At 72.6% G+C, this 26,563-nt stretch carries 23 protein-coding genes and 1 pseudogene; 15 read left to right on the plus strand and 9 right to left on the minus strand.

All coding sequences use genetic code 11. From position 1 onward, the window contains the following. The first annotated feature begins 592 nt into the window (after positions 1 to 592). The 7 genes from BAW75_RS18065 (at position 593) to BAW75_RS18100 (ending at position 5,987) form a co-directional block, all read left to right on the plus strand. Entirely contained in the window at positions 593 to 952 is a 360-nt protein-coding gene (locus BAW75_RS18065) for a GntR family transcriptional regulator (RefSeq protein WP_043328406.1), read from the plus strand. Next, on the plus strand, positions 949 to 1,827 hold the full coding sequence (locus BAW75_RS18070) for an ATP-binding cassette domain-containing protein (protein WP_043328404.1): 879 nt from the start codon (positions 949 to 951) through the stop codon (positions 1,825 to 1,827). Before BAW75_RS18065 ends, BAW75_RS18070 begins: the two co-directional genes overlap by 4 nt. Beyond that, entirely contained in the window at positions 1,824 to 2,519 is a 696-nt protein-coding gene (locus tag BAW75_RS18075; RefSeq protein ID WP_064447924.1) for a hypothetical protein, read from the plus strand. Before BAW75_RS18070 ends, BAW75_RS18075 begins: the two co-directional genes overlap by 4 nt. 143 nt (positions 2,520 to 2,662) lie before the next feature. Next, positions 2,663 to 3,382 carry a DinB family protein gene (locus BAW75_RS18080; protein ID WP_244206166.1) on the plus strand — a complete coding sequence of 240 codons (720 nt, stop codon included), beginning with the start codon at positions 2,663 to 2,665 and terminating at the stop codon, positions 3,380 to 3,382. 6 nt (positions 3,383 to 3,388) lie between these two features. Continuing rightward, entirely contained in the window at positions 3,389 to 3,838 is a 450-nt protein-coding gene (locus tag BAW75_RS18085; RefSeq protein ID WP_104114324.1) for an NUDIX domain-containing protein, read from the plus strand. Between the two features lie 461 nt (positions 3,839 to 4,299). Next, entirely contained in the window at positions 4,300 to 4,755 is a 456-nt protein-coding gene (locus tag BAW75_RS18095) for a hypothetical protein (protein ID WP_167435583.1), read from the plus strand. A 263-nt stretch (positions 4,756 to 5,018) separates the two neighbouring features. Then, positions 5,019 to 5,987: a hypothetical protein gene (locus BAW75_RS18100; protein WP_104114326.1), complete on the plus strand. Its 969-nt coding sequence runs from the start codon at positions 5,019 to 5,021 to the stop codon at positions 5,985 to 5,987. 310 nt (positions 5,988 to 6,297) lie between these two features. Here BAW75_RS18100 and ychF read toward each other — a convergent pair whose 3' ends face one another. The 3 genes from ychF to BAW75_RS18120 are packed head-to-tail and all read right to left on the minus strand — an operon-like array spanning position 6,298 to position 8,716. Then, positions 6,298 to 7,383 (minus strand): redox-regulated ATPase YchF, encoded by a 1,086-nt coding sequence (gene ychF, locus BAW75_RS18110; RefSeq protein ID WP_104114327.1) that lies wholly within the window; start codon positions 7,381 to 7,383, stop codon positions 6,298 to 6,300. 58 nt (positions 7,384 to 7,441) lie between these two features. Further along, the gene (locus BAW75_RS18115; protein ID WP_104114328.1) at positions 7,442 to 8,179 is read right to left on the minus strand and encodes a Type 1 glutamine amidotransferase-like domain-containing protein; all 738 of its coding nucleotides are present in this window, start codon (positions 8,177 to 8,179) and stop codon (positions 7,442 to 7,444) included. Positions 8,180 to 8,209: 30 nt separating this feature from the next. Then, complete coding sequence (locus tag BAW75_RS18120; RefSeq protein WP_104114329.1) at positions 8,210 to 8,716, minus strand: MarR family winged helix-turn-helix transcriptional regulator; 507 nt, start codon at positions 8,714 to 8,716, stop codon at positions 8,210 to 8,212. Between the two features lie 89 nt (positions 8,717 to 8,805). Here BAW75_RS18120 and BAW75_RS32955 point away from each other — a divergent pair. Continuing rightward, positions 8,806 to 9,627 (plus strand): annotated as a pseudogene (locus tag BAW75_RS32955) (EamA family transporter); the annotation flags it as partial. 128 nt (positions 9,628 to 9,755) lie between these two features. On the opposite strand, the gene BAW75_RS32960 reads toward BAW75_RS32955, so the two are convergent. Further along, entirely contained in the window at positions 9,756 to 10,220 is a 465-nt protein-coding gene (locus BAW75_RS32960) for a hypothetical protein (RefSeq protein WP_244206167.1), read from the minus strand. 243 nt (positions 10,221 to 10,463) lie between these two features. On the opposite strand from BAW75_RS32960, the gene BAW75_RS18130 reads away from it, so the two are divergent. The 5 genes from BAW75_RS18130 to valS all read left to right on the plus strand — a co-directional run bounded on the left by BAW75_RS18130 (position 10,464) and on the right by valS (position 18,969). Next, entirely contained in the window at positions 10,464 to 11,915 is a 1,452-nt protein-coding gene (locus BAW75_RS18130; RefSeq protein ID WP_043328388.1) for an AlkA N-terminal domain-containing protein, read from the plus strand. Then, a complete protein-coding gene (locus BAW75_RS18135; RefSeq protein WP_104114331.1) occupies positions 11,912 to 12,424 on the plus strand; it encodes a methylated-DNA--[protein]-cysteine S-methyltransferase in 513 nt (170 codons plus the stop codon). Before BAW75_RS18130 ends, BAW75_RS18135 begins: the two co-directional genes overlap by 4 nt. Positions 12,425 to 12,461: 37 nt before the next feature. After that, positions 12,462 to 14,282, plus strand: coding sequence for an ABC transporter ATP-binding protein (locus BAW75_RS18140; protein ID WP_104114332.1), 1,821 nt, complete (start codon positions 12,462 to 12,464; stop codon positions 14,280 to 14,282). Between the two features lie 137 nt (positions 14,283 to 14,419). Beyond that, positions 14,420 to 16,252, plus strand: a complete 1,833-nt coding sequence (locus tag BAW75_RS18145) for an ABC transporter ATP-binding protein (RefSeq protein ID WP_205797832.1) — start codon at positions 14,420 to 14,422, stop codon at positions 16,250 to 16,252. A 152-nt stretch (positions 16,253 to 16,404) separates the two neighbouring features. Next, the gene (gene valS, locus BAW75_RS18150) at positions 16,405 to 18,969 is read left to right on the plus strand and encodes a valine--tRNA ligase (protein WP_104114334.1); all 2,565 of its coding nucleotides are present in this window, start codon (positions 16,405 to 16,407) and stop codon (positions 18,967 to 18,969) included. A gap of 109 nt (positions 18,970 to 19,078) precedes the next feature. Here the strand turns inward: valS and BAW75_RS18155 are convergent, their stop codons facing one another. From BAW75_RS18155 to BAW75_RS18175, 5 genes are all read right to left on the minus strand, one after another. Next, the gene (locus BAW75_RS18155; protein WP_208635268.1) at positions 19,079 to 19,516 is read right to left on the minus strand and encodes a hypothetical protein; all 438 of its coding nucleotides are present in this window, start codon (positions 19,514 to 19,516) and stop codon (positions 19,079 to 19,081) included. Positions 19,517 to 19,668: 152 nt separating this feature from the next. Beyond that, on the minus strand, positions 19,669 to 20,379 hold the full coding sequence (locus BAW75_RS18160) for an ABC transporter permease subunit (protein ID WP_104114335.1): 711 nt from the start codon (positions 20,377 to 20,379) through the stop codon (positions 19,669 to 19,671). After that, positions 20,379 to 21,338, minus strand: coding sequence for an ABC transporter ATP-binding protein (locus BAW75_RS18165; RefSeq protein WP_064448850.1), 960 nt, complete (start codon positions 21,336 to 21,338; stop codon positions 20,379 to 20,381). The genes BAW75_RS18160 and BAW75_RS18165 overlap by 1 nt, the downstream gene beginning before the upstream one ends. After that, positions 21,335 to 22,213, minus strand: a complete 879-nt coding sequence (locus BAW75_RS18170) for an ABC transporter permease (protein ID WP_043328381.1) — start codon at positions 22,211 to 22,213, stop codon at positions 21,335 to 21,337. Before BAW75_RS18170 ends, BAW75_RS18165 begins: the two co-directional genes overlap by 4 nt. Further along, positions 22,206 to 23,120, minus strand: coding sequence for an ABC transporter ATP-binding protein (locus BAW75_RS18175; RefSeq protein WP_104114336.1), 915 nt, complete (start codon positions 23,118 to 23,120; stop codon positions 22,206 to 22,208). The genes BAW75_RS18170 and BAW75_RS18175 overlap by 8 nt, the downstream gene beginning before the upstream one ends. Before the next feature lie 152 nt (positions 23,121 to 23,272). Here BAW75_RS18175 and BAW75_RS18180 point away from each other — a divergent pair, with 152 nt between their 5' ends. Both BAW75_RS18180 and cysC read left to right on the plus strand, forming a co-directional pair. Then, positions 23,273 to 24,820, plus strand: coding sequence for a glycosyltransferase family 2 protein (locus BAW75_RS18180; protein WP_084789606.1), 1,548 nt, complete (start codon positions 23,273 to 23,275; stop codon positions 24,818 to 24,820). Positions 24,821 to 24,950: 130 nt separating this feature from the next. After that, positions 24,951 to 26,480: an adenylyl-sulfate kinase gene (gene cysC, locus BAW75_RS18185; protein WP_104114337.1), complete on the plus strand. Its 1,530-nt coding sequence runs from the start codon at positions 24,951 to 24,953 to the stop codon at positions 26,478 to 26,480. Positions 26,481 to 26,563 lie beyond the last annotated feature (83 nt).

Here is a 26,563-nt window from a genome sequence, read left to right on the forward strand (position 1 = left end):
GACGTGCGGCTTCCGCGACGTCGGCACCCGCGAGCGGGTGGGCCGCGACTACGGCACCTGGCGCGACGTGACCCTGATCGAACGCCGCAGCCCCGCAGTGATCTGACGCTCCCCCGCCCCGGCACTGGCCCGTCCCGGCCCGCCCGGTGATCAAGAAGTTTGTGTCCGGTCGGCGCGGTCCGGGAGACGTAAACCCCTTGATCACCGGGTGAGGTCGCGGCAGGACACGCTCCAGGATCAGGTCAACCATCTGCCGGAACTCGGGGAGCTTGCGGCCGAAGATCGGGCTGTCCCCCGCGACCTCACCGCCGTTGACGAGCGTCGCGGCCGGCCCCGGCGAGCCGGCCACCGGCCCGACCCGGCAGCCGAAGGTGACGCGTCGTCAGCATGGATGTCGGCCCAGGTCCGCTCCGCGGCGGTGTCGCAACAGCCGCAGACGGACTGCCGTACCTGGCGGGTGCTCTCGTCGATCGTCAGTGTCACGGCGCGAACCCGAGCGAGCCGTGATCGGCCGCGCGTACCGAAGAAGACTTGACGCCCCGGCCCGCGAGCGCCAAGGTTAGTTACATGAGTAATGAACCAAAGAACCAGGATGGATGACGGCCGGCCGATCTTCGTCCAGATCGCGGAGATGATCGAAAACTCGATCATCGACGGGACGTACGCGGAGGAGACCCAGGTGCCGTCGACGAACGAGCTTGCGGCGTTCCACCGGATCAACCCGGCGACCGCCGCCAAGGGGATCAACCGCCTGGTCGATGACGGGCTTCTCTACAAGCGCAGGGGGATCGGAATGTTCGTGGCAACGGGCGCCGTCGAAACACTCCGGGAACGCCGCCGGCGCGAGTTCTCCGACCAGTACGTGCGGCCCCTCATCGAGGAGGCACGCAAGTTGGGCATCGGCACCGAGGAGCTGAAGAAGCTCATCGACACAGGGGAGGAACAGCGATGAGCGTCGTGGCGGCAGCCGGGCTCACGAAGCGGTTCGGCGAGGTGACCGCTCTCGATGACGTCACCTTCACGTTGACGGGCGACAAGATCTATGGGCTTCTCGGCCGCAACGGCGCCGGCAAGACGACGCTGATGCAGCTGATCACCGGCCAGAACAGCGGCACCAGCGGCGACCTCATGCTCTTCGGTGAGCGGCCGTACGAGAACGAGCGGGTGCTGTCGCGGGTGGTCTTCATCAAGGAGAGTCAGACGTACCCGACCGCGTACCAGGTCCGGCACGTGCTGAGCCTGGCCAAGCGGCTGTTCCCCAACTGGGACGAGGACTTCGCGCAGTCCCTGGTGGACGACTTCGACCTGCCGCGCAAGCGCAAGGTACGCAAACTGTCCCGCGGCATGCTGTCCGCGCTGGGCGTGACGATCGGCCTGGCCGCACGCGCGCCGCTGACCTTCTTCGACGAGCCGTACCTCGGTCTCGACGCGGTCGCCCGGCAACTCTTCTACGACCGGCTGCTCGCCGACTACGCCGAGAATCCGCGCACCGTCGTGCTCTCCACACACCTCATCGACGAGGTGGCCGACCTGATCGAGCACGTACTGCTGCTCGACCGCGGAAAGCTGCTGCTCGACGCGCCCAGCGACGAGCTGCGCGGCGAGGTGGTGGAGGCGTCCGGCCCGGCCGCTGCGGTGGACGAGTTCGCCGCCGCGCACCAGGCGCTGCATCGTGAGCAACTCGGCGGCGCGGTCCGCGCGTCGCTGCGCGGGTCGTTCGACGACGCCGAACGGACGCGCGCCAAGAAGCTCGGCATCGACCTGGCGCCGGTGTCGCTCCAGCAGGCCGTGGTGCGCCTGACGACGGAAAGGACGAACGCGCGATGACTCGTATCCTCGACGTCGCCCGGATGCACACCATCGCCTGGGTCAGCCAGTTGGCCTGGCCATGGGGCATCATGGCCATCTCGCTCGGCGTCAACCTGCTGATCTTCGCCTCGATCGACGAGGCCGCGCCGGGCAAGAACACCACGGGCGGTCTGGTCAGTATCTACATCGTCTGCTCGATCGTCGCCGCCACCTCGATCAGCCAGGTGTTCCCGTTCGCGCTCGGCATGGGCGTCACCCGGCGCACCTTCTACCTCGCCACGGTGCTCGTCAACGTGGTGCAGGCGGTCGTCTACGGCGTCCTGCTCTACCTGCTCAACCTGATCGAGGGCGCCACCGGCGGCTTCGGGATCCAGCTGCGGTTCTTCCGAATCCCGTACGTCGACGTCGACAACGGGCTGTTGCAGATCGCCGTCTACGCGGTGCCGTTCCTGTTCCTGAACTTCGTCTCCGTCTTCGTCGCCGTCTGGTACGTCCGGTTCGGCATGAACGGCCTGTTCGGGGCCGGCGCGGCCCTGATCCTGGTGACCGGCCTGCTCGTCGCGTTGATCACCTGGCAGGGATGGTTCGGTGACATCTGGCAGTGGCTGAGCAGCCAGCACCAGGTCAGCCTGCTGGTGGGGTGGCCCGCCCTGATCGCCGCGGTGGCCGCCCTCGGGGGGATGGCGGCCATCCGCCGGGCCAACGCCTGACGGCGGGCACGGATGGTCGGCCGACGATCCGCGCGATGCGGGTCGTCGGCCGCCACCAGCAGCTTCCCGGTCCGGTCGCATCGACAGCTGTTGTCGGACCTGCTCGCTAGCATTGCCGCGATCGCCGACGAGAGGGGTGCGCCGTGGACCAGAGCGACCTCACGACGTTCGTGGACCGGAACCTGCAAGGCGCGCGCTTCACCAGGTCGACGCTGGCCGGCGCGGTGATGCGCGGCGTCGACGTGCGCGGGCTCGACATCGACGCGCCGTGGCTCACCGACGGCGCGCTGCTGGTCAACGGTGTCGACGTCGTGCCGCTCGTCGAGGCCGAACTCAACCGGCGGTTCCCCGGGCGCGAGCTGAGGCGTGCCGAGGATCCCGACGGCCTGCGCGCGGCGTGGGCGGCGCTCGAACGAGCCTGGGCGGCCGCGGTCGACCGGGTCGTGTCCATGCCCGACGGCGCCGCCGACATCTCGATCGACGGCGAGTGGTCGTTCGCGCAGACCCTGCGCCACCTCGCGTTCGCCACCGACGCCTGGCTCGGCAAGGCGATCCTGCGCCTGCCGCAGCCCTTCCATCCGCTCGGGCAGCCACACGCCGAGTACGAGACGGACGGACTCGACATGTCGATCTTCCCCGCGGCGCGGCCGAGTCTCGCCCAGGTGCTCGATCTGCGCGCCGAGCGGCAGGCCATGGTGCGGGACTTCCTCACGGGCGTCACTCCGGAGCTGCTCGCCGAGCCTCGGCCGTCAGCGTGGTCACCCGAACACGAGAAGCCGGTCCTGCACTGCCTTCACGTCATCTTCGACGAGGAGTGGGAACACCTCCGCTTCGCGGTGCGCGACCTGGACGCGCAGGCGTAGCGTCCGGTGTCCACGTGGACCGGCCCCGCATCGGAGGCCTCGGCGGACGGCTCTCCCAAGGCGCGCATCGTCACCGGGTTGCTGTGCGACGGCAACCGGATACTCCTGTGCCACCGCTCTCCCCTGCGTCGTGTGCTGCCCGACGTCTGGGACCTGCCCGGCGGGCACGTCGAACCCGGGGAACCGCCCAGTGTCGCACTTGCTCGTGAGCTCCGAGAGGAACTGGGCGTCGACGCGGCGTTGCCGTCGGGTCCACCAGTGCACGAGGTTCACGCCGACACGTTCTCCATGCGGATCTGGCTGGTCGAAGCGTGGACGGGGTATCCGGCCAACCTCGCGCCGGAGGAACACGACGCCATCGGCTGGTTCACCGAAGACGCGCTCGGAGCGCTGCCGCTGGCTCATGCCAGCTACCCCGCCCTGTTCCGCAGGGTTCTTGCCGAGCGTCGCGCCTGACCACGACGGACACGTCTCTCGGCACGAATGCGCGCAGGGGGAGCCTGCGGCTCGGTCGATCACTCGCCCGGGCCGGGACCGGAAGTCGTCGCCCCGCCGGACCCCCACCCGCCCCGGCACCCGAACCGATCCGGGTCGAACGCCGCGTCAGCTGCCGAGGAACCCTTGTCATCGCCGGCCAACGCATCCACGTCGGTATCCACCACGCCGGAACCACCCTCACCGTCGAAGCCTCCGACACCACCTTCCGCGTCCACAACGGCGACCAACTCGTCGCCGAGGTCACCCGCACCACTGTCAAGCCGATCGCCCGGTTCAAGGTCCGCAAACCCGAACCCTCACGCGCGGCCCGCACCCCGCAGCACCGGGACGAAGCTTGACGCCCGGCGGTGCCATTCCTAGCTTTGTCGCTCATGAGCTGGGGTAAGGAAACTGGCAGATCGACCATGGATAGCACCAGGTTGACGAAGGCCCTCGGCTACACCGTCGGCGACCTGCTCCTGATCTCAGCCGAGGCGTTCGACACGCGGGTCGTCAGGACCACGCCCCAGCGCCTGCTCATCGACTGGCCATGGCGGGAGGCGGACCCCGAGTCAACCAACTCATGGGATGGCACCGTGGGCTTTCCTCGTGACCCTGACGCGCACGGCTGGCTCAACACACCGTGGCGACTGGAGCCCGACGCCTCCGAACTGCATGCCGGTGACCCTTGCTTCGTCGGCATCCCACCGACGGAGGTGCGGGTTACCTCCATCGAGAGGTTCGACCCTCCCGCCGACTTCGGATTCCTACCCCGGCCGGACTACGCGCTTGAGATGGTTCCTGTCGACGCGATCGAGGACCAAGAAGCGGGCTACGTCCACTACCTCAACAGCCAAGAGCCGATCCACATCGAAGTTCTTGCCAACCCCGACTAGCCAGGGCATACACAAGCGCTACCCTCAACCGAAGATCGTCTAGCCGGACGTGTCACCCACGTCCCGAGACTGATCTGTCACGCAGGTCCTGAGACCCGACATCGCTGGCAGCCGCTGGCAGCCGGTGTCGTAATCCGGTTGATGCGCTAAACGGCGATGCCAGTTGACGGGTTACACAAGCCCGGAGAGCGCCGGGCACCGACGGTGACACCATGGTTCACGACGCTGGCGTGCTGGCAGCCTGGGCAGGAAGATCGCAGGTCATGAGCCGCATCGTGGACGTGTCGAGCCCTCTCGACATGCAGCAGCTTCGAGTCAGGCTCGACGATGCTTCGGTTGTTCAGTTCAGCCAGCCACTCGCCGAGGCGGAGTACAGGTTGCTCGCCGCGCTATTGGCGGAGCATCCGACGGTCACTCTGCGCGCGTACGGCTTCGACGAGGACCTCGCTACGCTCCGGTTCCTGCGCTGGTTCCCACGCCTCCGTCGCTTCAGCGTCGCCCACCTACACAACCTGACTGACTTGGCGCCGCTGCACCAACTGAGCGCCGACGTCGAGCTCCTCGACATCGGCGAGACCCGCAAGCCTCTCAACCTGACCCCGGTCGCCGCGTTCCGTGACCTTCGCCAACTGCGGATCGTCGCGCACCGAGGCGGCCTTCCGGAACTGATCGACGCCAACCCCAACCTGCAGGGACTTTCGCTGTGGCGACTCCCGGTCGACCAATATCTCCCACTGATTGCCCTGCCCCACCTGCAGTCATTGGCGCTGACCCTCGGCTCGTTGGCACACGGCGAATGGCTGCTCCAGGTCCCCACGCTTCGCTACGTCGCGCTACGCGCAGTTCGCAAGCTCACCGACCTCGACCCGGTGACACGCCTGCCCGCACTGCAATGGCTGTGTTTGGACGCGCTCACTGCGGACCGACTTCCCGACTTCAGCTCCTGCACTACGCTGCTACGCGCCGACTGCACCGCCATGCGACACCTTCGGCACACGACATCCCTACAGGGCCTCGCTGCCGCACCCCAGCTGCGGGAGCTGTCGGTAACTGAGGCCCTGCTCCCTGCTGATGCGTTCAAGCCATTCGTTGATCACCCGACGCTTGAACACGTCAGCGTCGGCCTAGGCACCGAGCGCCGCAGCGGCGAGGCTGAGCAACTTCTGCGGCGGACACCACCACGCTCCGACACTGACTTCGCCGTGAGGTACGGCCTTCTACGCGTGCTGTAGCCGGCCGCAAGACCCGCGAGGAGTTCGGGTGCGGGATCAGAGCTGATCCAGCGTGGTAGCGGCACTGTGAGGCCATGGCCCGAAGTGGGCCGGCGAACTGCAACCCTTCAAGTCGACTCACGACCTGCGCAACCACTACGCTTCGGTCCTGCTGATGCAGGGCGAGTCGGTCATCACCGTGGCCGAACTGCAGGTGCATGCCGGACTCGGAGGAGCGCACCCGCCGGGCGGTCGATGAAGCGTGGGGTTGTGCCCCCGGTGTGCCCCAGGGCGAGGCACCAAACCGCTGACCTGCGGAAACGGGCCGGATTCAGACGTTGAAGCGGAACTCCACCACGTCGCCGTCCTGCATGACGTACTCCTTGCCTTCGATCCGGACCTTGCCGGCGGCCTTCGCCGCCGCCATCGATCCGGCCTCGACCAGGTCGTCGTAGGAGACCACCTCGGCCTTGATGAAGCCGCGCTGGAAGTCGCTGTGGATCACCCCGGCGGCCTCCGGCGCGGTCGCGCCGACCGGGACGGTCCAGGCCCGCGCCTCCTTGGGGCCGGCCGTCAGGTACGTCTGGAGCCCGAGCGTGCGGAAGCCGACCCGGACGAGCTGGTTCAGGCCGGGCTCGGACTGCCCGATCGACTCCAGCAGCTCGCGGGCCTCGTCCTCGGGCAGGTCCACCAGCTCAGACTCGATCTTGGCGTCCATGAAGATCGCCTCGGCCGGCGCGACCAGGCCGCGCAGCTCGTCGAGGAACTCGGCGTTGCCCAGCTCGGCCTCGTCGACGTTGAAGACGTAGAGGAACGGCTTGGTGGTGAGCAGGTGCAGCTCACGCAGGTGTTCCAGCTCGACCTTCGCGGCGGCGGCGCCCGCGTACAGGGTCACGCCGTTGTCGAGGACCTCGACCGCCTTCTTGGCTGCCTCGACGGCGGCGGCCCGGTCCTTGCGGAGCTTGGCTTCCTTCTCCAGCCGGGGCAGCGCCTTCTCCAGCGTCTGGATGTCGGCCAGGATCAGCTCGGTGTTGATCGTCTCGATGTCGTCGGCCGGGGAGACCTTGCCGTCGACGTGCACCACGTTCGGGTCGGAGAAGGCGCGCACCACCTGGCAGATCGCCGAGGCGTCGCGGATGTTGGCGAGGAACGCGTTGCCCCGGCCCTGCCCCTTGGACGCGCCGCGGACCAGGCCGGCGATGTCGACGAAGGAGACGGGCGCCGGCAGCACCTTCTGCGAGGAGAAGATCTCGGCCAGCTTGGTCAGCCGCTCGTCGGGCAGCCCGACCACGCCGACGTTCGGCTCGATGGTGGCGAACGGGTAGTTCGCGGCGAGCACGTCGTTCTTGGTCAGCGCGTTGAACAGGGTGCTCTTGCCCACGTTGGGCAGGCCGACGATGCCGATGGTGAGACTCACGACGAACCAGCTTACGCGGTTCGCCGCCCGCGCCGGGCAGGCAGGTCCGCGAAGCCTGTCACTCCGACAGCAGGCGCGGCTCGATCCGGGTCTCCCGGGCGGTGCCGTCCTCGGCGCGGACCAGCTCGTACGCGGCCACGCCCGGCCGGTCGGCCACCGCCTCGGCCAGCCGGGCGCCCCGGTAGATCAGCCCGACGCCGTCGTCGGTGCAGTGGCTGGCCGGGAGCGTGCCGTCGGCGACCAGCCGGTGCATCAGCGGTCGCCGCTGTTCCTCGCTGTCGTAGTGCACGCCGTTGCCGTACGGGAGCCAGCCCAGCCCTTCGGTGAAGGGCCGCAGCGTCGGGCTGTAGCTGTCGGTGGCGCCGCCGGTGTGCCAGCAGATCGAGCCGGCGGAGACACCGCCGAGCACCACGCCTGCCTGCCAGCACTCGTGCAGGATCTCCGGCAGACCGTGCACCCGCCAGACCGCGCAGAGGTTGGCCACGCTGCCGCCGCCGACCCAGATGACGTCCTGCGCGAGCAGGTGGGCGCGGATGTCCTCGACGTTCGGCATCGGATAGAGCGCCAGGTGGGAGGCGCGGAACCGGGTGCCGGCGAAGGCGCCGTAGAAGACGGTGAACCCGGTCGGCTGGTCCCCGGTGGCCTGGCCGAGGTAGCAGACGCGCGGCGCGTCACCGGCCCCGGCCAGGTCGGCCATCAGGTCGAACAGGGCGCTGGGCCGGGCGTCCCAGGGGCCACGACGACGGCTGGCGAAACCCATGCTGGTGGCGACGATCGTCGGTTCAGTGGCGGGCACGGGCGTCCTTCCGGCCGATGACAGTGACGATCATTGTGCCGGACCGGAGGTGTCGGCCGCGGCGAGCAGCGTACGCAGCAGGTCGGCCAGCCGCTCCTGGTCGGCCGGGGGCAGCGCGTCGAGGATCCGCCGCTGCACCGCGAGCCCGGCCTCGGCGGACTCCTCGACCACCCGGCGACCGGTGTCGGTGAGTATGACCCGCAGCGCCCGCCGGTCGGCCGGGTCCGGCGAGCGCCGTACCAGGCCGGCCCGTTCGAGGCGGTCGAGCCGCCCGGTCATGCCGCCCGAGGTGAGCATCAGCGAGGCGGCGAGCGCCTTCGGCGCCAGCGTGTACGGCTCACCGGAGCGGCGCAGCGCGGCGAGCACGTCGAACTCACCTCGGCTGATGCCCCAGGCCGCGTACACCTTCTCCTGGCCGTCGCCGACCAGCCGGGCGAGCCGGTAGATGCGGCCGAACACGGCCATCGGCTCGGGCCGCATGCCGGGTCGTTCCCGCCGCCACTGCTCGACGATCGCGTCCACCTCGTCGCCTGCCACGGCTGCCGATTGTGCCCCACGTCCCACTTCCCTTTTCGCTCGGGCCTGAGTAGCTTAGCCCTAAGATACTTAGAGCTGAGGAAGCTGCTGTGAACTCTCGCTGGACCGACGTCGCGCTCACCGCCGCCGCCCCCGTCACCTGGGGCACCACCTACCTGGTCACCGCCGAACTCCTGCCCCCGGACCGGCCGCTCTGGGCCGGCGCGATCCGCGCCCTCCCGGCCGGTCTGCTGCTGCTCGCGCTGACCCGAAGGCGACCACACGGCCGCTGGTGGGGGCGGGCCGCCGCGCTCGGCGCGCTCAACATCGGGGTGTTCTTCCCGCTGCTCTTCCTCGCCGCGTACCGGCTGCCCGGTGGCACCGCCGCCGTGCTCGGCGCCGCCCAGCCGCTGCTGGTGGCGGTGCTGACGGTCGCGCTGCTCCGCGACCGCCCCACCCGGCCGGCGCTGGTCGCCGCCGTGGCCGCCCCGCTCGGCGTCGCCCTCGTGGTGCTGCGCCCCGGCGCCGGCCTCGACCCGCTCGGCGTCGCCGCCGGGCTCGCCGGGGCCGTGGCGATGGCCGCCGGGCTGGTGCTCACCCGCCGCTGGGGCCGGCCGCCCGGAGTGGGCGTCCTGGCCGCGACGAGCTGGCAGCTCGTCGCCGGTGGCCTGATGATCGTGCCGGTCGCCGCCGCCGTCGAGGGTGCGCCGCCCGTGCCCGACGGGCCGGCTCTTCTCGGGTACGCGTGGCTCGGGCTGGCCGGCACCGCGCTGGCGTACGTGCTGTGGTTCCGGGGCGCGGCGCGACTGCCGGTGTCCCGCGTGTCGGTGCTCGGCGCGTTGAGCCCGCTGACTGCGGCGACGCTCGGCTGGGCGGTGCTCGGTGAGGCGCTGGACCCGGTCCAGCTCGCCGGTTTCGCGGTGGCCGTGGCGGCGATGGTGCTCGCCCAGATGCCGGACCGGCCTCCTCGCCCGCGGCTGGGTGGCGACGCGGACCACCCGGCGATGGCGCTGGTCGGGCTGCCGGCGGGCGGCGGAGCGGTGGGCTGGTGGCGGCGCCGTCAGCCGGCCCGCAGCCGGCGCCAGTCGTCCGGCCACGCCTCGGCGGCGATACCCTCGGGCAGCGCACCGGCCGGCAGTTGCGCCGCGGCGGCCAGCGGCAGCGTGAACCGGTGCGCGGCGGCGGGCCCGGCCTCGTACGACCGGTCGAGCAGCCACCGCACCTCGTCGGCGGTCCAGCCCAGGCCGGACCGGGCGGCGATCTCCCGGACCAGCCGCAGGCCGACGCGGGTGTCGTCGTCGTAGAAGCGCATGCACCAGTGGTGCGCCCACATGCCGAGCGCGCGCAGCCCGTCCGGGTCGAGTGAGCCGGCCAGCCGGCCGCAGGCGGTGTCGGGGAAGGGGCGCCCGAGGTCACCGGCCCGGTCGCGCTCGATCGCGCCGTAGGCGGCCGGCGCCACCAACCTCATCCGCTCGTAGAAGCCCTGCACCACCGCGGCGTCCAACGGTGCCCGCCCCGATCGCATCAGCGGACACCCCGCCCGGCCACGCTCGCCATGCCCCGCACCTTTTCTTGAGTTGGTGGCGGGACCGTACCGACCACTTACGACACTTTCTCGGGTCCGCCGGGCATGATCCACACCATTCCGCCGAGGTGGCGGCATCCGGGAACCGGCGATACCGCCACCTCCCCGAGCTGACGCGACTGCCACACGTCATGTCCGAATACCGCCAGCCACGGCCGGGGACGGCGAGGCAGGATCGGGGGCATGGAGCTGGACTTTGAGCGGTGTTACCGGGCCGTCGACAGCCGCGATCCGCGGTTCGACGGCTGGTTCTACACCGGCGTGACGTCGACCGGGATCTACTGCCGGCCGTCCTGTCCGGCGATGACACCCAAGCGGCAGAATGTCCGCTTCTTCCCGTCGGCCGCCGCCGCGCAGGGGGCCGGGCTGCGGGCGTGCCGCCGGTGCCGGCCGGACGCGGCGCCGGGCTCCCCGCAGTGGGACGTCCGGGCCGACCTGGTCGGCCGCGCCATGCGGCTGATCGCCGACGGCGTGGTCGACCGCGACGGGGTGCCCGGGCTGGCCGGCCGGCTGGGCTACACCGAGCGGCACCTGCACCGGATGCTCCAGGCCGAGCTGGGCGCCGGCCCGCTGGCGCTGGCCCGGGCACAGCGCGCGCAGACCGCCCGGATCCTGATCGAGACCACCGGCCTCGGCCTGGCCGAGGTGGCCTTCGCCGCCGGGTTCGGCAGCGTCCGGCAGTTCAACGAGACGGTCCGTGAGGTCTACGGCGGCACCCCGTCCGAGCTGCGCGCCGGGCGACGCGGTCCGGCCTCGGCCACCGGCGCGGGCACGCTCTCGCTGCGGCTGGCATACCGGCCACCGCTGCACGCGGGCGCGCTGCTGGACTTCCTCGCGCTGCGCGCGCTGCCCGGCGTCGAGGTGGTCCGCGACGGCACCTACCACCGGGGGCTGCGCCTGCCGCACGGTCCCGGCACGGTGGCGCTGACCCCGTCCGACGGCCACATCGACGCCACGTTGCGGCTGGCCGACATGCGTGACCTGGCTCCCGCGGTGGCCCGCTGCCGCCGCCTGCTCGACCTGGACGCCGACCCGGTCGCGGTGGACGCCACCCTGGCCGCCGACCCGGCGCTGGCCCCGGCGGTCGTCGCCGAGCCGGGCGTCCGGCTTCCGCACGCGGTCGACGGCTTCGAGCTGGCCGTCCGCGCCGTCGTGACCCAGCAGGTCTCGCTGACCTCGGCGCGGACCACGCTCACCCGCCTGCTCTCCGCCGTCCGGTCGGCGAGCGGTTCGGGCACCGACGACCCGGCCGACGGCCTGGTGGCGTTCCCGGGTCCCGCCGACGTGCTCGCGGCGCCGGACCCGGCGTTCCGGATGCCGGCCGCCCGCCGGGAGACGATCCGGGCGCTGGCCCGCGCCGTCGCCGACGGGACGCTGGACCTGGAACCCGGGGGCGACCGGGAGGAGACGGTCCGGCTCCTGGCCGCGGTGCCCGGCGTCGGCCCGTGGACCACCGGCTACCTGGCCATGCGCGCACTCGGCGACCCCGACGTCGCCCTCACCACCGACCTGGGCGTACGCCGCGGCGCAACCGCGCTCGGCCTGCCCGACACCCCCAAGACCCTGCTCGCGTACGCCGAACGCTGGCGCCCCTGGCGGTCCTACGCGACGATCCGACTCTGGAGAGCAGCATGAGCACTGTGGACAGCACCGTCATCGACACACCGGTCGGCCCGTTGAGCGTGCTCGCCGGCCCCGACGGCGCGGTACGCGCGGCCGGCTTCACGCCCGACCCGGCGGCCCTGGCGCCGTTGACCCACCAGAGCCTGCGCGGCGACCTGCGGGAGCGGGCCGACCTCGGGCCGGTGACCGCCGCCGTGCGCGCCTACCTGGACGGAGACCTCGCCGCGATCGACGCGATCCCGGTGGAGCAGCACAGCGGCGGGCTCTTCCTGACGCACGCCTGGCAGGTGCTGCGCGACGTCAAGCCCGGCGACCCGGTCACCTACACCGGGTTCGCCGCGCTGGCCGGACGCCCCGCCGCGGTCCGCGCCGCCGCGGCGGCCTGCGCGCGCAACGCCGCAGCGCTCTTCGTGCCCTGTCACCGGGTGCTGCGCACCGACGGCACGCTCGGCGGCTACCGCTGGGGCCTGCCCGTGAAGAAGTGGCTTCTCGGGCATGAGGGACGGGTGACGGCTAGCTGACAGCGGAAACGTCACCCCCGGCGGCTACCGTCGGGTAGTGCCCGCGCCCAGCGACGGCAACCCCGCGGCGCAAGACGACGCCCGGTCCAAGCCGCTGCGCAACCTCTGGCGGCTGCGGCCCTACCTGCGCCCGTACGCGACGGAGTTCGCCTGGCTGCTGGTGGCGGCGCTCGCGGCCACCGCGGCGAGCCTGGCCGTTCCGCTGGTGGTGCAGCGGGTGGTCGACGGGCCGGTGGCCCGGCACGACGAGGCCGGGCTGCTGCGGCTCGGCGCCCTCGCGCTGCTGCTCGGGCTGGCCGAGGCGGTTCTCATCTTCATCCGCCGCTGGACCCAGTCGTCGTCCTCGGTGGGCATGGAGGCGGCCATCCGCGCCGACATCTACGCCCACCTGCAACGGCTCCCGGCCGGCTTCCACGACCGCTGGCAGTCCGGCCAGCTGCTGTCCCGGATCACCAGCGACCTCTCGGTGATCCGGCGGTTCCTCTCCTTCGGGCTGCTGTTCCTGGTCCTCAACCTGATCACCTACGTCGCCGTGGTGGTGCTGCTGATCCGGCTGCACCCCTGGCTGGGGTCGCTGGTCGCGGCCAGCGCCGTACCGCTGTTCCTGATCAGCCGCCGCTTCGCCCGGCACTACCACGCGGCGTCGCGCCGGATGCAGGACCAGCAGGGCGACGTGGCCACGCTCGTCGAGGAGACCGCGCAGGGGCTGCGCACCATGCGGGCGTACGGGCGGGGGCCGGAACTGGCCGCACGGTTCGCCGTCGGCGCGCGCCGGTTGCACGACACCGGGATCGGCAAGGCGCGGCTGCTGGCCCGCACCTCGGCGCTGTTCGACCTGGTGCCCAACCTGACCCTCGGCGCGGTCCTGGTGACCGGCGCGGCGGCCGTCGCCGAGGGCGCGCTGTCCATCGGGGAGCTGGTCGCGTTCGTCAGCCTCCAGCTCATGCTGATCTGGCCGGTGCAGTCGCTCGGCTGGATCATCGCCAACGGCCAGGAGGCCGCCACCGCCGCCGACCGGATCCAGGAGGTGCTCGACACCCGCCCGACGATCGTGGACGCGCCGCACGCCCGGTCGCTGGAGCGCGCCGACGTACGCGGCCGGCTCCGCTTCGAGGGGGTCACCTTTCGCTACCCGGGCACCTCGGCGCCGGTGCTGCACGACCTGGACCTGACCGTCGAGCCGGGCGAGACGATGGCGCTCGTCGGCGTCACCGGCTGCGGCAAGAGCACGCTGCTGTCGCTCGTCCCGCGGCTGCACGAGGTGACCCGCGGCCGGATCACCGTCGACGGGCGCGACGTGCGTGACCTGCGGCTCGGCTCGCTGCGACGGCTGGTCGGGGTGGCGTTCGAGGAGCCGACCCTGTTCTCCATGTCGGTCTGGGAGAACCTGACGCTGGGCCGGCCGGACGCGGGCGAGGAGGAGGTCCGGGCGGCGCTGGCGCTGGCGCAGGCGGACTTCGCGTACGAGCTGCCCTGGGGGCTGGCCACCCGGGTCGGTGAACAGGGGCTGTCGCTGTCCGGCGGGCAGCGGCAGCGCCTCGCGCTGGCCCGCGCGGTGCTCGGGCGGCCCGCACTGCTGGTGCTCGACGATCCGCTCTCCGCGCTCGACGTGCACACCGAGGCGCTCGTGGAGGCGGCGCTGCGCCGGGTGCTGCGGGAGAGCCGCACCACGGCCCTGCTGGTGGCGCACCGCCCCTCGACAGTGGCGCTGGCGGACCGGGTGGCGCTGCTGGACGGCGGCCGGATCGTCGCCGTCGGCACCCACTCGGAGCTGCTGGCCCGGGTGCCGGCGTACCGGGCGGTGCTCTCCGCCGAGCCGGAGCGCCGTTCCGGCGGCGTCGGTCTGGTGCGCTCGTGACCGGCGGCGCGCCGCGGGTGCCCCGGCCCCGCGACGCGCCGCGCGACACCGGCGCGCGCACCGCCGGGCACGGGCAGGCGCACGGCGCAGCCGGCCCACGCCACGACGACGCGAACCGCACCGGCGGACGCGACGACCTGTCCCGCTGGCGCGGCCGGGCCACCGACCCGGACGCCGACCGCAGCCGCGCCGAGGACTCCTCCCCGGCGGCGGTGGCCCGGCTCCGCGCCCGCAGCCGGCTCCTGCTGCGGCAACTGCTGCGCCCGCACCGGCGTGCGCTCGGGCTGGCGGTGGCGCTTCTGCTGGCCCAGAACGCCGCCGCGATGTCCGGCCCGTACCTGGTCATGCTCGGCATCGACCGGGGCATCGGGCCGCTGCGGGCCGGTGATCCCGGCCCGCTGATCGCTGTCGCCGCCGCGTTCGTGGTGGCGACAGCCGTCGAGTACGCGGCCCGGCGCGCGTTCCTCACCCTCGCCGCCCGGATCGGCCAGGCGGTCCTGCTGGACCTGCGCCGACGGGTGTACGGGCACTTCCTCCGCCTCGACGTCGGTTTCCACGAGCGCTACACGTCCGGCCGGATGGTGTCCCGGCTGACGAGCGACCTGGAGTCGATCGCCGAGCTGGTCGACGGCGGCATCGACAAGCTGGTGATGGCCGGGCTGTCGGTGCTGTCGGTGGCGGGCATCCTGCTCTGGCTGGACCTGCCGCTGGCGGCGGTGACGCTGCTGGCGTTCCCGTTCCTGTTCCTGCTGTCACGCTGGTTCGCGCGCGCGTCGGCGGGCGCCTACCGGCGTACCCGGGAGGCGGTGGCGCTGGTCATCGTGCACTTCGTGGAGTCGCTGCGCGGGATCCGGGCGGTGCAGGCGTACCGCCGGGAGGAGCGCAACGAGCGCATCTTCGCCGCCGTGAACGACGACTACCGACGCTCCAGCCTGCGTGCGTTCCGGCTGATCGCGATCTACTCGCCGGGCATCCGGCTGATCGGCAACCTGACCACGGCGGTGGTGCTCGGGTACGGCGGCTGGCGGGTGCTGGGCGGCGGCGTGGAGGTGGGTGTGCTCGCCGCGTTCCTGCTCTACCTGCGCCGGTTCTTCGAGCCGATGGAGGAGCTGAGCCAGTTCTACAACGCGCTCCAGTCGGCGACCGCCGCGTTGGAGAAGCTGGCCGGGGTGCTGGACGAGCGCCCGGCGGTGGCCGAACCGGCGGACCCGGTGCCGCTGCCGGCCGGGCCGCCGCGCGGGGCGGTGACGTTCCGCGCCGTCGACTTCGGCTACCGGCGGCAGACGCCGATCCTGTCCGGCCTGGACCTGACCGTGCCGCCCGGGCAGACGGTGGCGCTGATCGGGCCGACCGGCGCCGGGAAGTCCACTGTCGCGAAGCTGCTGGCCCGGTTCCACGACCCGGACGCGGGCGCTGTCGACCTGGACGGGGTGAACCTGCGTGACCTGGCCGACGCCGAGCTGCGCCGGGCGGTGGTGCTGGTGACCCAGGAGACCCACCTGTTCAGCGGCTCCGTGGCCGACAACATCAGGTTCGGGCGGCCGGACGCCGACGACGAGGCGGTGGTCGCGGCGGCGCGGGCGATCGGCGCGCACGACTTCATCGCCGCGCTGCCCGACGGGTACGCCACGGACGTGCACCGGCGCGGCGGGCGGCTCTCCGCCGGGCAGCGGCAGCTCGTCGCGTTCGCCCGGGCGTTCCTCGCCGACCCGCGGGTGCTGATCCTGGACGAGGCGACCTCGTCGCTGGACGTGCCGACCGAGCGGTTGGTGCAGCGGGCCCTGCACAACGTGCTGCGCGACCGCACCGCCTTGGTGATCGCCCATCGTCTCTCCACCGTGGAGACGGCGGATCGGGTGCTGGTGCTCGACGACGGCCGGATCGTGGAGGACGGCCCACCGGCCGAGCTGATCGCCGCCGACGGCCGCTACGCCGCCCTGCACCGCCAGTGGCGCGACTCGCTCCTCTAGCTCGCTCCTCCGACCCTCGTTGATCTTGCACTTGCGGCCCGAGGGATGCCCGAAAAGCGGCTTGTGCCGGGGCGGCAAGCGCAAGATCGGCGAGGACGCGCGGGGTGGGGAAAGTCGTGGAGTGCGGCAACCGGGCTGCCTACCATCGGACGATGACCGACACGACGATCAGCGCCCGCGGCGGCGTCCCCGAGCGTCCGAGCCTGGACGGCCTCGAGGAGACCTGGGCCCGCCGCTGGCAGTCCGACGGCACGTACGCGTTCGACCGTACGAAGGAGCGGTCGGACGTGTACGCGATCGACACTCCCCCGCCGACCGTGTCGGGCGAACTGCACATGGGGCACGTGTTCTCGTACACGCACACCGACGCGGTGGCCCGGTTCCAGCGGATGCGCGGGCGCACGGTCTTCTACCCGATGGGCTGGGACGACAACGGGCTGCCCACCGAACGCCGGGTGCAGAACGTGTACGGCGTGCGTCCCGACCCGGCGCTGCCGTACGACAGCAACTGGCGGCCGCCGTCCGCGCCGGTGGACGACACGGCCCGGAAGAACCCGACGGCGATCTCCCGGCGCAACTTCATCGAGCTGTGCGAACTGCTCACCGTGGAGGACGAGAAGGCGTTCGAGGCGCTGTGGCGGCGGCTCGGGCTGTCCGTGGACTGGTCGCTGACGTACACCACGATCGGGTCGGCGGCCCGCGCGGCCAGCCAGCGCGCGTTCCTGCGGAACCTGGCGCGGGGCGAGGCGTACCAGGCCGAGGCGCCGACGCTGTGGGACGTCGGGTACGGCACCGCCGTGGCGCAGGCCGAGCTGGAGGACCGGGAGCGGCCCGGCGCGTACCACCGGCTGCGGTTCACCGGGCCGGACGGCCGCGAGGTGCTGATCGACACCACCCGCCCGGAGCTGCTGCCGGCCTGCGTGGCACTGGTCTGCCACCCCGACGACGAGCGGTACGCGGACCTGGTCGGCGCGTCCGCGCGTACCCCGGTGTTCGGGGTCGAGGTGCCGGTGCGCGCGCACCCGCTGGCGGACCCGGCCAAGGGCACGGGCATCGCGATGGTCTGCACGTTCGGTGACCTGACCGACGTGACCTGGTGGCGTGAGCTGCGGCTGGACACCCGCGTGGTGATCGGCCGGGACGGACGCCTGCTGCCGGAGCCGCCGGCCGGCGTGCCGGCGGAGCCATACGCGGCGCTGGCCGGGCAGACGGTGAACGGCGCCCGGCGGACGCTGGTGGAGCTGCTGGCCGACGCGGGTGATCTGGTCGGCGAGCCGCGCCCGATCACGCATCCGGTGAAGTTCTACGAGCGCGGCGACCGGCCGCTGGAGATCGTCTCGACCCGGCAGTGGTATCTGCGCAACGGCGGCCGGGACGCCGGCCTGCGCGAGGAACTGCTGGCCCGGGGTCGGGAGCTGCGCTGGGTGCCGGAGCACATGCGGCACCGGTACGAGCACTGGGTGGGCGGCCTCACCGGTGACTGGCTGGTCAGCCGGCAGCGGTTCTTCGGCGTGCCGGTGCCGGTGTGGTACCGGCTCGACGACACTGGCGAGCCGGACTGGACCCACCCTCTCACACCGGACGAGGCGACGCTCCCGATCGACCCGAGCAGCGAACCGCCGCCCGGATACGAGGAGTCGCAGCGCGGCGTGCCGGGCGGTTTCACCGGCGACCCGGACGTGCTGGACACCTGGGCCACCTCGTCGCTGACCCCGCAGATCGTCGGCGGCTGGGAGACCGACCCGGACCTGTTCACCAGGGTCTTCCCGATGGACCTGCGCCCGCAGGGCCACGACATCATCCGGACCTGGCTGTTCGCCACCGTCGCCCGGTCCCACCTGGAGCACGGCGCGCTGCCCTGGCACACCGCTGTGCTCTCCGGCTGGATCCTCGACCCGGACCGCAAGAAGATGTCGAAGTCCAAGGGCAACGTGGTCACGCCGATGGCGCTGCTGGAACAGAACGGCTCCGACGCGGTCCGCTACTGGGCCGCCAACGGCAAGCCGGGCATGGACCTCGCCTTCGACCCGGCCCAGGTCAAGGTGGGCCGGCGGCTGGCCACCAAGCTGCTCAACGCGTCGCGGTTCGCGCTCGGGCTGGGCGCCGCCGACGCACTGCGGGCCGCGGCGACCCAACCGCTGGACACCGCGATGCTCGCCGAACTGTCCGGCGTGGTCGCGACCGCGACCACCGCCTTCGACGGGTACGACCACACGGCCGCCCTGATGGCCACCGAAGCGTTCTTCTGGCGGTTCTGCGACGACTACATCGAGTTGGTGAAGGAGCGCGCCTACGGCACCGGGCCGGCGGCCGACTCGGCCCGGGCGGCGCTGGCGACCGCGTTGTCGGTGCAGTTGCGCCTGTTCGCGCCGGTGCTGCCGTTCGTCACCGAGGAGGTCTGGTCGTGGTGGCGGTACGGCTCGGTGCACCGCTCGCCGTGGCCGACCACGTACGAGGTGGGCCGCGCGACGCAGGCGCCGGGTGACCCGGAACTGCTGCGACTGGCCGCGGACGCGCTGGGTCAGGTGCGCCGCGCCAAGTCGGAACGGAAGCTGTCGATGAAGGCGGACGTGCCGCTGGCCGAGGCGCTCGGACCGGCGGCGGTGCTGGACCAGCTCGGCACGGTCGCCGACGACCTGCGCGCGGCGGGCCGGATCGCGAAGCTGGACCTGCTGCCGGATCGCACCACCGAACTGGTCATCGCCTGCGCGTTCTGAGCGCCGTCGGCGATGTAAGGAAGGGCCCCTTCTTAACGCCTGGCGTTGTAGAAGGGGCCCTTCTTAACACCCGAAGGGCCGGCCGGACCGGCCCGCGGCGGTGCATGCCTCAGTCGGCCGCGCAGGCCGCCTTGAGCTTGTCCCGGGCGGCGGTGAGATCCGCCCTGCTCGGCGCCTTGCCCGGCGCCTTGGCCCAGGCGTCGGCGAGGTCGCTCATCTCGGTCGCGACGCCCTTCACCGCGCTGTTCACCTCGTCGCTGTTGGTGAAGGCGTGCGTGTAGAGCGTGGCCGCGCCCGCCGAGTACTGCGCGCTGACCGCCGAGTGACCGGCCGGCGGGCCGATCTTCTCCGCCTCGGCCACCTCCTTCAGGGCGGCGGTGATGTCCTTCTCCGCCGTCGCGCAGGTCTTCCGGGTGGCCTCGTCGAGGCCCACCGGGGCCGGCGTCACCGGCGGCACGGACGTGGCGGCCGGGGCGGAGGGCGCCGCCGACCCGGCCGAGGGGGCCACCTCGTCGTCGCCGCAGCCGGACATGACGATCATCGCCACCGCGGCCGGAGCCAGCAGGGCGAAGCGAGCTGAACGCACAGTGTTCTCCCCGTGTCGGTGTTCGTAGCCGCCGCAAACTAGCAGACCGGACACGGCAGGGCGGAACCCGTTTTCCGTCGCGAACGCCGGAAAACGGGTCCCGCCCTGCGGGCTCAGCTCGTCTCGCCGGCCACGCTGAACGAGCGCAGGCGGTCGATCGCCAGCACGGTGAACCCGACCGCCACCAGCGCGGTGAGCACCGCCGCGACCGGCACCGAGACACTGGTGCCGAGCAGCGGCGTCGGCGCCATCCGGTCGGCCAGGGCGATCACCCACTGCTGGATCGACAGCACCCGGGTGCCGCTGACGAACCGGCCCAGCAGGCCTTCCCAGATCAGCACGTAGACCAGGCCGAGCAGCACCGGCCGCCGGGTCACCAGGCTCAGCGCCAGGAACAGCGCCGAGTACGCCAGCGCGCCCGCCGCCGAGGCGACGACCAGGGCGAGTCCGAGGCGTACCGAATCGGCGAGCACGCCCGCGACGTAGATCGGGACACCGACGGTGACCGCCGTGACGCCGGCCGCGACCGCCAGCTTCGGCAGCACGATCTGCCAGCGCGGCAGCGGCTTGGTGAGGATGTGCACGACGGTGCCGTCGTCGATCTCCGCGCCGAGCACGCCGGTGCCCTCGATCAGCGCCACCACCGGCAGCACCACCGCCAGGCCGAGGCCGACGAGCACCGGCGGGCCCCACTGGCCGGGGTCGACGCCGAGCGACCGGCAGAGCACCGCCAGGCCGATCAGGATCAGCGGCAACGGCAGCAGCATGAGGAACCGGCTCCGGCCGAACAGGCCGCGCGCGGTGATCCAGGTGACTGTCGACATCATGCCTCCACCAGATACGAGAAGACGCTCTCCAGCGACTCGTCCTCCGGCAGGAGCTGCCGGACCCGGATGCCGTGCCGGAGCGCGATCCGGGGCAGGGCCCGGGTGAACGCGCCGTAGTCGCCGGCCTTGACGGTCAGGCCGGTGCGGCCCAGCTCGACGCCGGAGACCGACGCCTCGGCCATCAGCGCCACCGCCAGGGCGCGGTCGTCGGTGGAGCGGACCGCGAACACGTGCGGCCGGTTGGTCATCAGGCGGCGGATGGTCCGGTAGTCGCCGGAGGCGGCCAGCCGGCCGGCGACCATCACCTGGACGGTGCCGGAGACCTGCTCGACCTCCTCCAGGATGTGCGAGCTGAACAGGATGGTCCGTCCCGCGTCGCCGAGCCGGTGCAGCAGCGCCATCATGTGCAGCCGCTGGCGCGGGTCCATCCCGTTGAACGGCTCGTCGAGCAGCAGCACCTGCGGGTCGTGCACCAGCGCGGCGGCGACCCGGGTGCGCTGCCGCATGCCCTTGGAGTAGGTGCCGATCCGGCGGGTCTGCGCGTCCTCCATCTCGACCAGCTCGATCGCCCGCTTCGTGGCGGCCTCCGGGTCGGGCAGCCGGTGCAGCTTCGCGCTGGCCAGCACGAACTCGTACGCGCTGAGGAACGTGTGCACCGCCTCGCGCTCGCTGACCAGGCCGAGCCGCCGGTAGACGCCGGGGTTGCGCCAGGTCGGCTCCCCGTCCAGCGTCACCGTGCCGCGCGACGGCGACAGGAAGCCCGCCATCATGTGCAGCAGCGTGGTCTTGCCGGCGCCGTTGGGGCCGAGCAGGCCGGTCACGCCGGGGCCGAGCCGCATGGTGACGTCGTTGACCGCCACCACGTTGCCGTACCAGCGGGAGACACCGGCCAGGTCGAGCGTGCTCGTCGCGGCGGCGGGCGCGCCGGCCGTCGACTGGGTGCTGATCGCCGTCATCGGGCGGCCACCTTCCGGTATCGCAGGAGCAGCAGGCTGACGCAGGCGGCGACCAGCAGCACGGCGACCGCGGCGTAGACCGGCCCGAAGTCGCCGATCGGCATGCCACCCCGTCCCTGGGTCAGCCGGTCGCCGAGCGCCCAGTTGCCCACGCCGCCGACGAGCGTCGGCGGGGAGGCGACGAAGGCCAGCTCGTTGATCGTCCGCGAGGGCAGGATGGACAGCACGCCGACGACCGGCGTGGTCATCAGGAAGACCGCCACGATGCCGCCGGCCGCGAACGCGCGCTTGCCGGTCAGCGAGGCGACGAGCAGCGCGATCGAGGCGAACACCACCGCCCAGAGCCCGGCGTAGAGCAGCCCGGGCAGCAGGTCGAGCAGTTCGTCCCACACCCCGCGTACGCCCCGGTTCGTGGTGAACGCGGCGCCGAGGAACATCACCAGCTGCGGGCCGCCGAGCAGCAGCCACAGCGCGGTGACAAGCGCCAGCAGCTTGGACAGCGCGTAGTCGCCGCGCGGCAGCGGCCGGGAGAAGTACAGCGGCAGCACGCCGCTGCGCAGGTCGCGGGAGACCAGCTCGGGCGCGGCCACCGCGGCGAAGAAGATGACCAGCCAGCTCATCGCGTCGGCGAACTGGGCGTACGTCATCACCACCTCGCCGATCTGGCTGCGCACCGCGGTGACGCCGGCGGCCACCACGGTCACCACGGAGACGACCAGCCACGGGAAGATCTTGGCCTTGGCGCTGCGGCCCAGCCCGAAGACGGTACGCACGCCGTGCAGGTAGAGCGCGCCGAAGACCTGCCGGCGGCCGAGCCGCGGGCCGGTGTAGCGCTGGTAGCCGATGTCGTGGATGACCCCGGTCGCGTCAGACATGGCTGGGCTCCCTCGCGGCGAAGAGTTCGGCCACCCGGTGCCGCCGCTGGTCCAGCCGGTGCAGCGGCAGGTCCAGCTCGGCGACCGCGCCGAGGATCTGGTCGTAGGTGGCGTCGTCGGCGAGCTGGAGGAGCAGCAGCCGCCCGTCGCGGGTCACCGGCAGGTCGAGCGCGGCGAGCCGGGCGGCCAGCTCGTCGGTGCCCTCGCTCACCTCGACGGCGAGCACGTCGGTGGCGGTGGTCATGGCGGACACCCGGTCGGCGCGCAGCAGCCGGCCGCCGTCGATGGCGACGAGCGTGTCGCAGATCCGCTCCACCTCGCCGAGAAGGTGCGAGCAGACCACCACCGAGATGCCGAACTCGGTGCCGATGCGGTGGATCAGCGCGAGCATGGCGTCCCGGCCGGCCGGGTCGAGGCCGTTCGTCGGCTCGTCGAGCAGCAGCAGATCGGGATCGTGTACGAGCGCCTGGGCGAGCTTGACCCGCTGCTTCATACCGGTGGAGTAGCCACCGACGGCCCGGTGCCGCTCCTCGTGCAGACCGACGTGGCGCAGCGCCTCGGAGGCCCGTTCCCGGGCGACGGTGCGCGGCAGTCCGCTGATCCGGCCCAGGTGGGTGACCAGCTCGGCGGCGGACAGGTCGGGCGGGAGGGCGTCGTGCTCGGGCATGTATCCGACCCGGGCGCGGACCGCGGCCGGGTCGGTGGTCGGGTCGAGGCCGAGCACCTGTACCCGGCCGCTGGTCGGCGGGAGCAGACCCAGCAGGATCTTGATCAGAGTGGACTTGCCGGCGCCGTTCGCGCCCACCAGCCCGATGATCCCCGGCTCGACCGATACGGTGAGGTCGGTCAACGCGGTGACCCGGCCTCCGTACGTCTTGGTCAGCGACTCGGTCGCGAGCAGTGTCACGCCGTTCAGCGTAGAACTCCGGGGCCGCGCCGGAGCCCGTCCTGACCCGGGCGATCCCCTGATCCCTCGGCTCCGGGCCCCCTAGGTGACCGACGGGGTAGCGGCGTCGCGGGGAAGCTGCCACCGTGTGAGGCGACTCGACGGGGGGCGTCATGAGCGACGGTACGGACCGGCCGGCGGTGAGCGTGGTGGTGCCCACGTACAACTGCGGTGCCCACCTCGATCCGCTCGTCGCGTCGCTGTCGCGGCAGGGGCTGCCGCCCGGCGGATACGAGGTGATCTTCGCCGACGACGGGTCGACCGACGGGACGCCGCAGCGCCTGGACGAGCTGGCCGCTGCCGACCCGCACGTGCGGGTGCTGCGCCTGCCGCACTCGGGCTGGCCGTCGCGCCCGCGCAACCAGGGGCTGGAGCAGGCACGCGGCGAGTACGTCTTCTTCGCCGACGACGACGACTGGTTCGGCGACGAGGCGCTGGCCCGCCTGCACTCCTGCGCCCGGGCACACGACGCGGACATCGTCGTCGGACGGATGATCGGGCACCGGCGGGGCGTACCGCGGGAGCTGTTCCGGGAGAACCGGTTCGACGCCACCCTGGCGAACGCGCCGCTGGCCGACAGCATGACCTGTCACAAGCTGTTCCGGCGGTCCTTCCTCGACCGGCACGGGCTGCGCTTCCCGGAGGGCCACCCGCGACGCCTGGAGGACCACCGGCTGATGGCGGCGGCCTACCTGCTCGCCGAGCGGATCTGCGTGCTGGCCGACCACCCCTGCTACCACCACGCCCGCCGCGAGGACGCGGGCAACGTCACCGCCACCCGGATGGACCCGGCGGAGTACTACGCGGCGCTGCGGGCCGCGATGGACATCGTGGACGCCCACCGCCCACCGGCCGCGGCCCGCCTGCGGCTGCACCGGCGCTGGCTGCGCAAGGAGATGCTGAACCGGCTGCGCGGGCAGGCGCTGCTGAGCGCGCCGGAGCCCTGGGCCGGGCAGGTGGCGGACGAGGTGGGGCAGCTCGTGAAGGAGCGTGTCGCACCCGAGGCGATCGCCGGGGTGCCGCCGATGTACCAGGTGATCGCGCATCTCGCCGCGCAGGGGCGGATGGCCGACCTGCGCCGGCTGGCGGAGTGGGACGTGAGTGTCCGGGCGCACGCCGCCGTCGACCGGTGGCAGGTGGAGGGACGGACGCTGACCGTCGCCGTCTCCGCCCACCTGCGCGCCGGGGACGAGCCGCTGCGCTTCGACGACCGAGGGCTGCCGGTGCTCCCGGTGGCCGAGGCCGCGCCGGACGGTGTCGTGATGCGGGCCGGCGGGGCGAGGACCGACGTGGTGATCCGCCGCCGGGAGACCCGGGAGGAGTTCTTCCTGCCGGTCGACGCCACCACCGAGCCGGCCGCCGACGGCCGGGTCTGTCACCGCAGCACCGCCACCGTCGACTTCGCGGCGCTCGACGGCGGCCGGACCCGGGGCACCTGGGAGGTCCGGGCCCGGGTGATCCAGGCCGGGTGGGCGCTGGACGCGAACCTGCCGCTCGTGGTGCGCTGCGCGGCCGACGGCGGGCCGCCGCGGGTGGAGGATCCGCGCCGGCTCCGCGCCCGGATCCGGCGGGCGGTCCGGCGGATCCGGGATCGCGCGCTCGGCCGGACGGCGCGCGCCGGCAGCCGTTCGCACGATCGACCGGCGGCGGCCCGGCGGTAAGGATTCGAAGACCCCGGTTCGTCCTCGGCACGATCGCCGGAACGCGCGATTACCGGGAGGCCGGGTGGCGCTCTCGACCGATCGCCGGTGGGCTGCGAAACTGTGTGCCGGCCGGTGAGTTGGGGGTTCGATGAGCAACGGGTGGCTGCTGCCCGAGGACGTTCTGCGGGATGCGCCGTCGTACGCGCCCAGACCCGCTGAGCTGGCCGATCTCCAGTTGTTGCTGAGCGGGGCGTACGCGCCGCTCACCGGTTTCATGAGCCGGGCCGACCTGACCTCGCTGAGCCGGCGCGGCCGGCACGCCGACGGCACCCCGTGGCCGGTGCCGGTGACGCTCCAGGTGCCGGCCGCGCTGGCCGACGGGCTCGACCCGGCGGACCCCGCCCGCCGGGCGGTGGTCCTCACCGACGGCGAGGGCGCGCCGGTCGCGGCGATGGACGTGACGGACGTCTGGCCGGGCCGCGAGGGCCTGGTGGGCGTCGGTGGCACGGTGCGCCGCCTGGGCGACGGCGGCCACGGACCGTTCCAGCGCCTGCGGCGCGGCCCCGACGAGGTACGCGGCCTGCTGCCGCCGGGCCGGGTGCTCGGGGTCTTCGCCGACCGTCCGCTGCACCGCCCGCAACTGGCGCAGATCGCGCACGCGGCCCGCACGCTCGGCGCGCACCTGCTGGTGCTGATCCCGGTGGGCGAGGGGTCGACCGGTGGCCTGCCGTCCGAGGCGCTGGTGCGTACCGTGTTCGCCGCCCGCGACCGGATGCCCCCGGCGACGCTGGTGGCGGTGCCGCTGGCCCGCCGGCGTGACGAGATCAGCGACGCGCTGCTGCGGGCCCGGGTCGCCGCCGCGTACGGCGTGACCCACCTGCTCTCCACCGAGGGCATGCTCTCCGGCGCCGGCCTGCGTGTGCTGGTGCCCCGCGAGCTGGCCTACGACAACCGGGACGGGCAGTGGCGCTGGCGGGAGGACATCCCGCCGCGCAACCGCCGGCTGGCGCTGAGCGTGGAGGAGATCGACGACCTGCTGGACCGGGGCTTCCCGCTGCCCGAGTGGCACACCCCGCCGGCGGTGGCGAAGGAACTGGTCCGGGCCCGCCCGCCGCGGCGGTACCGAGGACTGGTGATCTTCCTGACCGGGCTGTCCGGCTCGGGCAAGTCGACGATCGCCCGGGGCCTGGCCGACGTGCTCCGTGAGCAGGGCGACCGCACGATCACGCTGCTCGACGGCGACGTGGTGCGGCGGGAGCTGTCAGCCGGGCTCGGGTTCAGCAAGTCCGACCGGGATCTCAACGTGCGCCGGATCGGCTGGGTGGCCGCCGAGATCGCCCGGCACCGCGGGGTCGGCATCTGCTGCCCGATCGCGCCGTACGCGGCGGCCCGCGCCACCGCGCGGGAGATGGCCGAGGCGGCCGGCGCGGGCTTCCTGCTGGTCCACGTGGCGACGCCGCTCGCGGTCTGTGAGCAGCGCGACCGCAAGGGCCTGTACGCCCGCGCCCGGGCCGGCCTGCTCACCGGGATGACCGGCATCGACGACCCGTACGAGGAGCCCACCGACGCGGATCTCGTGGTGGACACCTCGGACATCAGCGTCGAGGAGGCCATCGGGAAGGTGATGGAACACCTCACCGAGACCGGCTGGGTGGAGCCCCGACTCCAGCCCGCCTGACCTTTCGGCCGCCGGACGCGTCCGGCCTGCGAGCACCTCGACCGCCGTCGTCCGGCCTTACGGACGACGGCGGTTTCGCATCG

Origin of the sequence: Micromonospora chalcea, from assembly GCF_002926165.1 — a bacterium.
GTDB lineage: Bacteria > Actinomycetota > Actinomycetes > Mycobacteriales > Micromonosporaceae > Micromonospora > Micromonospora chalcea.

What these genes read in the sequence shown, in the direction of transcription:
- BAW75_RS18180 (WP_084789606.1), top strand. Translation starts at nt 23,273, where the DNA reads ATGAGCGACGGTACGGACCGGCCGGCGGTGAGCGTGGTGGTGCCCACG.
- BAW75_RS18160 (WP_104114335.1), bottom strand. Translation starts at nt 20,379, where the DNA reads ATGTCGACAGTCACCTGGATCACCGCGCGCGGCCTGTTCGGCCGGAGC.
- BAW75_RS18130 (WP_043328388.1), top strand. Translation starts at nt 10,464, where the DNA reads ATGGAGCTGGACTTTGAGCGGTGTTACCGGGCCGTCGACAGCCGCGAT.
- BAW75_RS18065 (WP_043328406.1), top strand. Translation starts at nt 593, where the DNA reads ATGGATGACGGCCGGCCGATCTTCGTCCAGATCGCGGAGATGATCGAA.
- BAW75_RS32960 (WP_244206167.1), bottom strand. Translation starts at nt 10,220, where the DNA reads ATGCGATCGGGGCGGGCACCGTTGGACGCCGCGGTGGTGCAGGGCTTC.
- BAW75_RS18135 (WP_104114331.1), top strand. Translation starts at nt 11,912, where the DNA reads ATGAGCACTGTGGACAGCACCGTCATCGACACACCGGTCGGCCCGTTG.
- BAW75_RS18170 (WP_043328381.1), bottom strand. Translation starts at nt 22,213, where the DNA reads ATGTCTGACGCGACCGGGGTCATCCACGACATCGGCTACCAGCGCTAC.
- cysC (WP_104114337.1), top strand. Translation starts at nt 24,951, where the DNA reads ATGAGCAACGGGTGGCTGCTGCCCGAGGACGTTCTGCGGGATGCGCCG.
- BAW75_RS18070 (WP_043328404.1), top strand. Translation starts at nt 949, where the DNA reads ATGAGCGTCGTGGCGGCAGCCGGGCTCACGAAGCGGTTCGGCGAGGTG.
- BAW75_RS18165 (WP_064448850.1), bottom strand. Translation starts at nt 21,338, where the DNA reads ATGACGGCGATCAGCACCCAGTCGACGGCCGGCGCGCCCGCCGCCGCG.
- BAW75_RS18075 (WP_064447924.1), top strand. Translation starts at nt 1,824, where the DNA reads ATGACTCGTATCCTCGACGTCGCCCGGATGCACACCATCGCCTGGGTC.
- BAW75_RS18100 (WP_104114326.1), top strand. Translation starts at nt 5,019, where the DNA reads ATGAGCCGCATCGTGGACGTGTCGAGCCCTCTCGACATGCAGCAGCTT.
- valS (WP_104114334.1), top strand. Translation starts at nt 16,405, where the DNA reads ATGACCGACACGACGATCAGCGCCCGCGGCGGCGTCCCCGAGCGTCCG.